Annotated in this window: 10 protein-coding genes; 4 read left to right on the forward strand and 6 right to left on the reverse strand. The window is 66.4% G+C overall.

Annotated elements, in window-relative coordinates; all coding sequences use genetic code 11:
* Positions 1 to 7 precede the first annotated feature (7 nt).
* Positions 8 to 481: a Dps family protein gene (locus FHR96_RS16220; protein WP_183388770.1), complete on the reverse strand. Its 474-nt coding sequence runs from the start codon at positions 479 to 481 to the stop codon at positions 8 to 10.
* Between the two features lie 246 nt (positions 482 to 727).
* Between FHR96_RS16220 and FHR96_RS16225 the strand changes: the two genes are divergently transcribed.
* Both FHR96_RS16225 and FHR96_RS16230 read left to right on the forward strand, forming a co-directional pair.
* Entirely contained in the window at positions 728 to 1,255 is a 528-nt protein-coding gene (locus FHR96_RS16225; RefSeq protein ID WP_183388771.1) for a hypothetical protein, read from the forward strand.
* Complete coding sequence (locus FHR96_RS16230; RefSeq protein ID WP_183388772.1) at positions 1,252 to 1,611, forward strand: hypothetical protein; 360 nt, start codon at positions 1,252 to 1,254, stop codon at positions 1,609 to 1,611. The genes FHR96_RS16225 and FHR96_RS16230 overlap by 4 nt, the downstream gene beginning before the upstream one ends.
* A 5-nt stretch (positions 1,612 to 1,616) precedes the next feature.
* Here FHR96_RS16230 and FHR96_RS16235 read toward each other — a convergent pair whose 3' ends face one another.
* Entirely contained in the window at positions 1,617 to 2,048 is a 432-nt protein-coding gene (locus FHR96_RS16235; RefSeq protein WP_183388773.1) for an HIT family protein, read from the reverse strand.
* A 105-nt stretch (positions 2,049 to 2,153) separates the two neighbouring features.
* Between FHR96_RS16235 and FHR96_RS16240 the strand changes: the two genes are divergently transcribed.
* Both FHR96_RS16240 and FHR96_RS16245 read left to right on the forward strand, forming a co-directional pair.
* Entirely contained in the window at positions 2,154 to 2,900 is a 747-nt protein-coding gene (locus FHR96_RS16240) for a sulfite exporter TauE/SafE family protein (protein ID WP_183388774.1), read from the forward strand.
* Positions 2,901 to 2,979: 79 nt separating this feature from the next.
* On the forward strand, positions 2,980 to 3,117 hold the full coding sequence (locus FHR96_RS16245) for an entericidin A/B family lipoprotein (RefSeq protein ID WP_183388775.1): 138 nt from the start codon (positions 2,980 to 2,982) through the stop codon (positions 3,115 to 3,117).
* A gap of 10 nt (positions 3,118 to 3,127) precedes the next feature.
* Here FHR96_RS16245 and FHR96_RS16250 read toward each other — a convergent pair whose 3' ends face one another.
* The 4 genes from FHR96_RS16250 to FHR96_RS16265 form a co-directional block, all read right to left on the reverse strand.
* Complete coding sequence (locus FHR96_RS16250; RefSeq protein ID WP_183388776.1) at positions 3,128 to 3,631, reverse strand: acyl-CoA thioesterase; 504 nt, start codon at positions 3,629 to 3,631, stop codon at positions 3,128 to 3,130.
* A gap of 242 nt (positions 3,632 to 3,873) precedes the next feature.
* Complete coding sequence (locus FHR96_RS16255) at positions 3,874 to 5,184, reverse strand: short-chain fatty acid transporter (RefSeq protein ID WP_183388777.1); 1,311 nt, start codon at positions 5,182 to 5,184, stop codon at positions 3,874 to 3,876.
* 105 nt (positions 5,185 to 5,289) lie between these two features.
* Positions 5,290 to 6,645, reverse strand: coding sequence for an MATE family efflux transporter (locus tag FHR96_RS16260; RefSeq protein ID WP_183388778.1), 1,356 nt, complete (start codon positions 6,643 to 6,645; stop codon positions 5,290 to 5,292).
* Positions 6,646 to 6,829: 184 nt separating this feature from the next.
* A partial coding sequence (locus FHR96_RS16265; RefSeq protein ID WP_183388779.1) for a cadherin domain-containing protein occupies positions 6,830 to 10,902 on the reverse strand: 4,073 nt, incomplete at its 5' end.

Below are 10,902 nucleotides of genomic sequence, written 5' to 3' on the forward strand. Positions count from 1 at the left end.
TGCGGGCTCAGCCCAGATAGGCGTTGAGCATCCAGACGGTCTTTTCCTGCTCGCGAATGTAGTCGCCGACCTGGGCGGCTGTACCCTCATCGTCGGCATCGGAAGCCAGCGACAGGATTTCACGCTGCAGCTCGATCAGCTGCTGGTAGCCCTGCAGCACGCCGCGCACGCAGGCCTGGCCATCATGCACGCCCTTGTCCTCGTCGATGCTGGCGATACGGAAGTAGTCGCTGTAGGCGTGTACCGGCTGATGGCCGAGGGTCAGGATGCGCTCGGCGACCTCATCGACCTTGAGCAGCAGGTCGGTGTAGAACTCTTCGAATTTCTCGTGCAGCTGGAAGAAGTCGTTGCCCTTCACGTTCCAGTGATAGCCGCGCACGTTCATGTAGAAGATCTGGTAATTGGCCAGCAGGACGTTGAGTCGCTCAGCGAGCTGGCTGGCGCTGCCTTCGTGCAGGCCGATGCTGTTGGTGTCGGTCATGCCTAATGCCTCCTTGATCTCTGTGCAGCCAGTGTATGCGAGCAGAGGATGCGGGATAAGCTAATTTACTGCATCGCCATCATAGCCTTGTCCCATGACATGCGGACGTCGGCGACGATCTTCAAGGGGCCGTGCCTCGTTTCGCAGGCTCGTCGGGGAGCTTGCGCGCCGCGAAGCCGCCAGAATTCCATGGTCAACCGCTGATACAGGACACTAGACTCAAGTTAAATCGACGGAGGTGTGATCATGTGGAGAGGCGCTGGAGTCGTCCTGCTTGCGCTGCTGGCCGGCTGCCAGGCAGTGCCGTCGCAGCTGCCGGTGGGCGAGCCGGCGCCCGCCGAGGCCTGCCGCTGGGAGCGCTCGTCCGACGTCCCGCCGGTGACCCTCAACCGGGTGGTGGCGGCACTCGAGGCCGACGGCTTCCTGATTCGCCACACCGAGGCGGCGCTGGGACTGGTCAGCGCCGAGCGCTCCGAGCGTACCGTCTTCCATGGCGCCCCAGAGCCGGACATCTTCGTGCTGGGTGGTTCGCGCAGCCGCTTCGGACACGGCGTATTCATCGGCGGCGGCTTCGGCGTCGGCGTGCTCGATGACGAAGCCACCGAGATCCAGCGCGTTTCGGTGGTGGTCGGAGCCGACACGGTCCGGGTCAGTCGCGATATCCAGCTGTTCGACTGGCGCGGGGAGCTGCGACGGTCGCGCACGGCCAGCGATGCCAGCTTCTGTCGCGAGTTGCACGATGCCATTCGTCGCCAGCCGGGGGAGGGAGCATGAAACGCGGACTGCTGCTGGCGAGCCTGGTGCTATGGCTCGCGGGGTGTGTCGCGGCACCATCGCCTGCCGTGCCGGCGACGCGCACCCTGGACACGGCTCCGGCCACGGTGCTGGAGGAGGCGATGGCGTTGCTGATGGAGCAGGGGTATGTGATTCGTCACGCCGACCCCGAGCTGGGCCGACTGGAGGCGGTGATCGCGCGCTGGCCGGGATATCGCGTGCGCCTGGACGTCGAGGCGAGCGACGGCGAGAGCCGGCTGGCCATGACCGCCTGGCGCGGCGGCAGGCCGCTGCCGCCGCGGCTGGTCGAGCCGCTGCTCACCGAGCTGAACAGCCGACTGTTGATGGGCCCCTGAGTCCTTCAGTCCTGCTGAAGGGCGTCGATGCCCTCGACCATGGCCAGCAGGCGGTCGCGCATCGCGGCCAGGGCGTCCAGATCGTAGGGCTCGGCGGTGCCCTGGCCCCATACCGGCCCCGGCCAGGCGTCGTCGCCCTGGCGGCGAAGGATCACGTGCACGTGCAGCTGGGGCACCATGTTGCCCAGGGTGGCGATGTTCAGCTTGTCGCCGCCCAGGGTCTCCTTGAGGGCGCGGCCGACCAGGCCGGCCTCCTGCCATAGCCGCTGCTGGGCGTCGTCGTCCAGGTCGAATACCTCGACGACGTCCTGTCGGCGCGGAATCAGCACCAGCCAGGGATAGCGGGTGTCGTTCATCAGCCTGAGCTGACACAGCGGCAGCTCGGTGACCGGGTAGCTGTCCTCGACCAGGCGAGAGTCCGGCTCGAAATCCGACATGGGGGCTCCTTTTAGCGTCCTGGGGGCGTGATGGCGCTATCATGGCACAGCGCGGCGCCGGGCGATGCCCCGGCGCCCGTTTCACGAATCGGAAAGGATGCCTTCATGACGCCACTCGAGGTGCTGGCCCTGTTCGCCATCGGCGGCCTGGCTGGCTTCATCAACGTGCTATCGGCGGGGGGCTCGATGCTCACCCTGCCGCTGCTGATCTTCCTGGGGCTGCCGCCCCAGGCCGCCAACGGCACCAATCGGGTGTCGGTCGCCCTGCAGAGCGTGTCGGCGGTCGCCAACTTCTTCCGGGCCGGTGCCCACCACCTCGGCTTGAGTCTGCGCCTGGCGGTGCCGGCGATGATCGGTGCCCTGCTCGGTGCACGCCTCGCCCTGGAGGTGAGCGATGGCCTGTTCGAGACGGTACTGGTCACGGTCATGGCGCTATCCGCGCTGTTGATGCTGTTGCCGCAGCCGCGTCTGGAGACCCGGCCGCTGACGCCGGAGCGTCTTACCCCGGTCGTGTACCTGGCGATGTTCGCCATCGGCGTCTACGGCGGCTTCATCCAGGTCGGGGTCGGCATCCTGTTCATCGTGGTGCTGTACCGGATGCTGAAGATCGACCTGGCCCAGGTGAACGTCTTCAAGGTGCTGATCGTGCTCGTCTATACCCTGCCGGCGCTGGCCATGTTCGTCTTCGAGGGCCAGGTGCGCTGGGGATATGGCCTGGCACTGGCCGCCGGCAGCATGACCGGCGCCTGGGTGGCGGTGAAGGTCAACATGAGCCCGCGGGGGGCGCTGTGGGTGAAGTGGCTGACCATCGCGGTGATCCTGGCGATCATGCTGCGCCTTCTGTTGACCTGAGAGGGGGTGGATCAACGCGCCGGGCCTGCTAGATTGAATAAGTCACCACTTCTTCGTTTCTCAACAGCAAGGAGCTCCCATGAAGCGGACACTACTGCTCACCATCGCCGCACTGTTCACCCTGTCTCTGTTGGCCGGCTGCAACACCGTGCGCGGCGTGGGCCAGGACATCGAGGAAGGCGGTGAAGCGATCCAGGATTCCTCCTCTTCCTACTGATACGCAAGCGTCAATCGGCGCCGCGCTCGCTCTGGGCGTGGCGTTCTTGCGATTCGGCCTGCTTGCGCAGTTTCTTGCGCATCTCGGCGTTCTCGAAGCGTAATTTCTGGGTGTGGGTCTCCAGCGCCAGCGTCGGCACTCGCGCCGGCTTGCCCTGCTCGTCCACCGCCACCATGGTCAGGTAGCAGCTGTTGGTGTGGCGAATCAGCTTGTGTTGAATGTCCTCGGCCACCACCTTGATGCCGATCTCCATGGAGGATCGGCCCACGTGATTGACGCTGGCCAGGAAAGTCACCAGTTCGCCGACGTGGATCGGCTGCTTGAACAGCACCTGGTCCACCGACAGGGTCACCACGTAATGCCCGGAGAAGCGGCTGGCGCAGGCATAGGCCACCTCGTCGAGCTTCTTGAGGATGGCGCCGCCATGTACCTTGCCGCTGAAATTGGCCATGTCGGGGGTCATCAGCACGGTCATGGTCAGCTCGTGCTGGCCGGGAAGGGCGTGTTCGTCCATCGGGGGAAATCCTTTGCGCTATTGTCCCCACAGCATAACGCCTTGCCCCCGCGATGGGGACAAGGCGTCCTTGGATACCATCGTTTAAAAAAGCGCTGATTTGCGTCGCGAGCGAAGAGAGGCTGGCCGCCGCCGGAGCGCAGCTCCCGAAGTGTAGCCCGCTACATGAGGAGAGCGACCGGGCCGGCGCACCGGCACCGCCGGCGGCCAGGATATGGAGCGCAGCAGTAAATCAGGGTTTTTTAGAGGAAGGTCAGGCCGACGGCGATGATAATGCCCGTCAGCAGCAGCTGGACGAGGCAGAAGCCCATGATGTCCTTGGCCTTGAGGCCGGCGATGCCGAGCACCGGCAGTGCCCAGAACGGCTGCAGCAGGTTGGTCCAGGCATCGCCCCAGGCCACGGCCATGGCGACCCGCGGCACGTCGACGCCCAGCGCCTCCGCGGCCGGCAGCATCACCGGCGCCTGCACCGCCCACTGGCCGCCGCCGGAAGGCACGAAGATGTTGACGATGCCGGCGCTGATGAAGGTCCAGAACGGCAGGGTGGTCTCGGTGGCCAGCGAGACCAGCGCCTGGGACAGCGTCTCGGCCAGCCCCGACTGCACCATGATCGCCATGATGCCGGCGTAGAAGGGGAACTGGATGACGATGCCGGCGCCGCCCTTGATGGCCTCCTGCAGGCTCTCGAGCAGGCTGCGCGGGGTGCGGTGCAGCACGATGGCCAGGAAAAGGAACAGGAAGTTGACCACGTTGAGGTTGAGCCCGCCGCCCTGCAGCACGAAGTGATCGAGCAGGAACAGCAGCCCCGGGATGCCGACCAGCCAGGCCAGGGTCATGCTGTTCTCGAGGCGTTCCGCGGGGCGGGTAATACGCACGCGTGCGTCGTCGTCGTCCTCCAGCAGGCTCGGGTCGATGAACACGCTATCGCGTTCGTCGGGCAGCATCAGGCGGTTGAACAGCGGCACGGCGATGAACAGCGCCAGTACGATCACCAGGTTGAACAGCGAGAAGATGGTCTCGGAGGTGCCGATCACGCCGATCTGTTCGACGGCGAAATGGCCCTCGGTGGCGATGGTCAGCGGCACCGAGCCGGCCAGGCCGCCGTGCCAGACGATGAAGCCCGAGTAGGCGCTGGCGACCAGCAGCCGATAGTCGACGCGGATCTGCTTGGCGAGCTCCTTGGCGAACAGGGCGCCCACCACCAGGCCGAAGCCCCAGTTGATCCAGCTGGCGGCCAGCGATACCAGGGTAACCAGCACGATGGCGGCGCCGGGATTGCGCGCCAGGCCGGCCAGGCGCTGCAGCAGCCGCTTGACCGGTGGCGAGCTGGCCAGCATGAAGCCGGTGACCAGCACCAGCAGCATCTGCATGGAGAAGGTCAGCAGGTTCCAGAAGCCGTCGCCCCAGAAGCGCAGCACGTCCAGCGGCGTCTGGCGTTCCACGGCGATGGCCGCGGCGGCGGCGATCACCGTCAACAGCAGCACGAAGATGTATGGATCGGGAAGATAGCGCTCGACCATTTTCACGGCCGGGCGCGAGAGTGCCTTCAGCATGATGACGTCCCTTTTCTCTGATGGGGCCGGCGGACGCCGGCAGGGAGATTCTTCAGCCACTTAACGCTGACGTAAAGGTTAAATGTTGTCAAAAGCGACGAATGTCTAATTTCTGGCACTCAGGGACGCATCGTGTGACCAGCGGGTGCGCCGATAGTGGAGGTAGTAGGCGATCAGCACCCCTGAGCGCACCGTGGTGAAGACGCTGAAGGCGAGCCACAGGCCGTGGTTGCCGAGGCCACGGGTCAGCCACCAGGTGGGGAGATAGACGGCCAGCGCGATGAAGATGCTGTTGCGCATCTCTCGGGTGGCGGTGGTGCCGATGAAGACCCCGTCCAGCAGGTAGCTCCATACCGCGAGCAGCGGCATGGCGACCATCCATGGCAGGTAGGTGGCGGCGGTATCGCGCACCTCCGGCAGTCCGGTGAGCAGGGCGATCAGCCACTCGCCGCCCAGCGCAAAGGCGAGGGCGGCGAGGCCGGCGGTGAGCAGCGAGAGGCGAGCCGCGGCCTGCACCGTCGCGGCGAATTCGTCCCAGCGGCTGCGCCCCACCGCGCGGCCGGTCAGTGCCTCGGCGGCATGGGCGAAGCCGTCCAGCCCGTAGGAGGTCAGCATGATGAACTGCAGCAGCACGGCATTGGCCGCCAGTACGGTGTCACCCTGGGCGGCGCCCCGCGAGGTAAAGAAGGCCATGGCGAACAGCAATCCCAGGGTACGCACGAAGAGCTGGGCGTTGACCCGGAACAGCTCGCCGTAGGCAGACAGCCGCAGCAGCCGCGAACGGCGGACCCTACCCCCCAGCGTTGCCAACTGGTGGCGCACCCGCCACAGGCCGTAGGTCAGCGCCGTGTAGTCGGCGATCACGGTGGCCAAGGCCACGCCGTCGCTGGTCAGTCCCATGCCGACCACGAACAGCAGGTCCAGGGCGATGTTGACGCCGTTGGTCAGCACCAGCAGCGCCAGGGTCACCCGAGAGTTCTGCTGGCCAAGGAACCAGCCCAGGATGGCGTAGTTGGCCAGCACCGCCGGCGCCGAGAGCAGGCGGATGCCTGCGTATTCCGCGGCCAGAGACGTGGCCTCGGGGCTGCCGTCGAGCAGACGCAGGCCGAGCGCGATCAGCGGGTCGCCGGCCAGGATCAGCAGCCCGCCGATCAGTGCGGCCAGCAGCAGCGACTGGCCCAGCAGGTTCTTCACTGCCTCATCGTCCTCCCGGCCCGCCGCCTGGGAGGTGAGCCCGGTGGTGCCCATGCGCAGGAAACCGAATCCCCAGTAGAGGAAGCCGAACAGCGTGGCGCCCAGCGTCACGGCGGCCAGGTAACGGGAGTCTGGCAGGTGGCCGACCACTGCGGTATCGACCAGGCCGAGCAGCGGCACGGTGACGTTGGAGAGGATGATCGGCCAGGCCAGGGCCCAGATGCGCCGGGGAGCACGGGGGGGCGTGGCAGGGGTGGTCTCGGACACGGTGGCTCCGGTCGGGGGAACGAAGCCGGCAGGATGGCCGCTGGTCACGTCAGGCGCAAGTCTCCCGCCTCCGGAAGGTCAGGCGGGTTTCTCCAATGGCATGCCCCCCAGAAGAGCGTGGTGGCGTCGAGCCGGCCGACGCTCTATGGGGGCTTGAGGGGCGCCCGACAGTATTGGCTATGCCCTAGGCGATGAAGTCCCATTGCACGGCTTCGAGATCATGCCCTTGCATCTCTTCCGAGCCCATGAAGCCTCCTACGATATCCTCCACGGATGAGCCGGAGGCGAGCTTGTCGGCCCAGTAAGCCCGACCCTCGGTATCGGCATCACGACCCAGCAGGGCAGAGTAAAGCAGGTCCAGGGTCTCCTCACTCTGTGAGATGCGATATCCGGCCTCCTCCGAGGTCAGGAAGTACATGGCGATCTTGGCGCGCTCCATGCCCTCGTCGTGTTGTTGAGCCCAGTATTGGATGCCGTCGAGATCCGCCTGGCGCCCCAGCACCTGAGCATACAGGCCGGTAATCCATTCCAGGCTATTGCTGTAATCGATGGCCTCTTCGCCATCGGCAAAGCGCATGACTTCGGCATTCACCAGGGTGTCCGTGTCGTCGGTAGCCCCCTTGCGCGCCAGGGTGACGACGCTGTGCTTCTGGGTAATGAGATAGTCATCGCGGTTGCCTTCGAAACTGGCCGTATCACGACCGCTGCCACCGTGCAGCAGGTCGTCTCCAGCAGCGCCGAATAGCTCATCGTTGTCGGCTTCTCCGAATAGCCGGTCGTCTCCCCCGCCTCCGTAGAGGGTGTCATCGCCGTCACCCGATGTCATGAGGTGGGCACTGTTATCGACGACGATGACATTGTCCCCGGCACCGCCTATCACCTCGATATCACCCTTGATACTGGCGAAATCGATATTTTCGAGCCGCAACCTCGAGCCACTGGGTAGCGATGTCGCATCAATGACGAAGGCTTCCAGGGCGTCGCTACTGCCCACGATCGCTATCGGTTCGTCTGGCTCGCTGCCTGCCGTCGGTGTCAGGGAGCGAACATCCAACGGTATGTCGTCGGGCAGCGTTTCCAGCCATTGGCTGGCGCGACTGACCTGATCCGACAGGTTATCCGGTCGTGCGTCGTTGATCCTGTCGATCAAGTCGGGCTCAGGATCAGGATCGGGGTCGGGGTCGGGGTCGGGTGGCGTGGTCGTCACATCGACGGTAACGGTGTCGCTGACGGTACCAACGCCATCCTCGCCGCCGTCGGCCAGCGTGATCTCGAACTCGACCTGCCCGGCGGTGCTGCCAGCCCGAAACGTCACCAGCTCGTCATCGATATCCTGCTGGGTGAAGGTGTCGTTGAGCTGCAGTTCGCTACCGTCCAGAAACAGGGTGCCGCCGATTGGCAGGTTGTTGAGGGTATAGGTGAGCTCGGCTCCGTCATCGTCTGGATCACCCTCGTTCAGGTGCGCATTGGTCAGCGTCAGCGTGCGGCCGGTGCGTATCGAGAAGCCGGTATTGGTCTCGATGACGGGCGCCTCGTTGACGTCGCTGACGGTGACGGCGATGTCCTGGGTATCGCTGGCACTGCCGTCGGAGACGCTGACCCGGACGTCATAGACGCCGTCGCCGTCATCGTCGGCCGGGGCCTCGAAGTCCGGGGCGCTGGCGAAGGCCAGCTCGCCGGTGTTGGCATCGATAGTGAACAGGCCCGCGTCGGCGCCGCCGCTGAGGCTGTAGGTGAGGGTATCGCCATCGACATCGCCGGCGGCGACGGTGGTCACCGCCGTCTGGTTTTCCGCCACGTTAGCGCTGCCGGCGCTGGTGATGGTGGGGGCATCGTTCACGGCCGTGACGTCCAGGGTCATGGTGTGACTGGTGGACAGCAGCGTGCCGTCGGAGACCGTGAAGGTGAAGCTGGCGTAGCCGGCCCCGTTGGCGTCGGGCACGGGGGCGAAGATGAGCTGGCCGGCGTCGATATCGGCGACGTCGATGGTCTGGCCGGCCGTCACGTCGGTGCCATCCAGGGTCAACTGGCCGGCGGCCGGCAGGGTGTCGATGCGCACCGCGGCGAGGGCATCACCGTCCTGGTCGCTGAAGGCGAAGTCGGCGGCGGCGAGGACGCGGTCGGTGTCCTCATCGGTGGTCAGGGTATTGTCGGCGGCGGTCGGCGCCTCGTTGACGTCGCTGACGGTGACGGCGATGTCCTGGGTATCGCTGGCACTGCCGTCGGAGACGCTGACCTGGACGTCATAGACGCCGTCGCCGTCATCGTCGGCCGGGGCCTCGAAGTCCGGGGCGCTGGCGAAGGCCAGCTCGCCGCTGGTGGCATCGATAGTGAACAGGCCCGCGTCGGCGCCGCCGCTGAGGCTGTAGGTGAGGGTATCGCCATCGACATCGCCGGCGGCGACGGTGGTCACCGCCGTCTGGTTTTCCGCCACGTTAGCGCTGCCGGCGCTGGTGATGGTGGGGGCATCGTTCACGGCCGTGACGTCCAGGGTCATGGTGTGACTGGTGGACAGCAGCGTGCCGTCGGAGACCGTGAAGGTGAAGCTGGCGTAGCCGGCCCCGTTGGCGTCGGGCGCGGGGGCGAAGATGAGCTGGCCGGCGTCGATATCGGCGACGTCGATGGTCTGGCCGGCCGTCACGTCGGTGCCATCCAGGGTCAACTGGCCGGCGGCCGGCAGGGTGTCGATGCGCACCGCGGCGAGGGCATCACCGTCCTGGTCGCTGAAGGCGAAGTCGACGGCGGCGAGGACGCGGTCGGTGTCCTCGTCGGTGGTCAGGGTATTGTCGGCGGCGGTCGGCGCCTCGTTGACGTCGCTGACGGTGACGGCGATGTCCTGGGTATCGCTGGCACTGCCGTCGGAGACGCTGACTTGCACGTCGTAGACGCCGTCGCCGTCATCGTCGGCCGGGGCCTCGAAGTCCGGGGCGCTGGCGAAGGCCAGCTCGCCGGTGTTGGCATCGATAGTGAACAGGCCCGAGTCGGCGCCGCCGCTGAGGCTGTAGGTGAGGGTATCGCCATCGACATCGCCAGCGGCGACGGTGGTCACCGCCGTCTGGTTTTCCGCCACGTTAGCGCTGCCGGCGCTGGTGATGGTGGGGGCATCGTTCACGGCCGTGACGTCCAGGGTCATGGTGTGACTGGTGGACAGCAGCGTGCCGTCGGAGACCGTGAAGGTGAAGCTGGCGTAGCCGGCCCCGTTGGCGTCGGGCGCGGGGGCGAAGATGAGCTGGCCGGCGTCGATATCGGCGACGTCGATGGTCTGGCCGGCCGTCACGTCGGTGCCATCCAGGATCAACTGGCCGGCGGCCGGCAGGGTGTCGATGCGCACCGCGGCGAGGGCATCACCGTCCTGGTCGCTGAAGGCGAAGTCGGCGGCGGCGAGGACGCGGTCGGTGTCCTCGTCGGTGGTCAGGGTATTGTCGGCGGCGGTCGGCGCCTCGTTGACGTCGCTGACGGTGACGGCGATGTCCTGGGTATCGCTGGCACTGCCGTCGGAGACGCTGACCTGGACGTCGTAGACGCCGTCGCCGTCGTCGTCGGCCGGGGTCTCGAAGTCCGGGGCGCTGGCGAAGGCCAGCTCGCCGGTGTTGGCATCGATAGTGAACAGGCCCGAGTCGGCGCCGCCGCTGAGGCTGTAGGTGAGGGCATCGCCATCGGGGTCGTCGGCGGCGACGGTGGTCACCGCCGTCTGGTTCTCCGTGACGTTCAATGCCGCCGTGGCGCCGCCGCCGTTGCTGGTGATGGTCGGCGCCTCGTTGACGTCGCCGACGTCGATCGTGAAGGAGGTCGTTGCCGAGTCGCCGCCGTCGTCGTCGGAGGCCTGAACGGTAATCGCGTGCGAGGTGGCACTCTCGAAGTCGAGCAGCGTGCCGTCGGCCACGCTCACGACACCGGTGATGGCGTCGATCTGGAAGCGCCCGCCGGCGTCGTCGGTGAGGGCATAGCTGACGTTGCCGCCGCCCGGGTCGCTGGCGGCGGCGGTGATGCCGACCGCGGTGCCGTTGGCGGCATTCTCGGCGACCGAGCCCCCGGTGGCGCCGTCGGCGTCGATCGGAGTGGACGGCGCGGCGTTGGTGACGTTGACGGTCACGCTGGTGGTCGGGGCATTCGTGCCGTCATCGGCCTGGATATCGAGGCTGAACGTGGCGTTGGTATCGAGATCCACGGCGCTGGCATCGGCCACGCTCAACACGCCCGTGGCCGCGTCGATGGCGAAGGCGCCGCCGGTGTTGCCGCCGACGATGGCGTAGGTCA

Origin of the sequence: Halomonas organivorans (assembly GCF_014192055.1) — a bacterium.
GTDB classification, from domain to species: Bacteria; Pseudomonadota; Gammaproteobacteria; order Pseudomonadales; family Halomonadaceae; genus Halomonas; species Halomonas organivorans.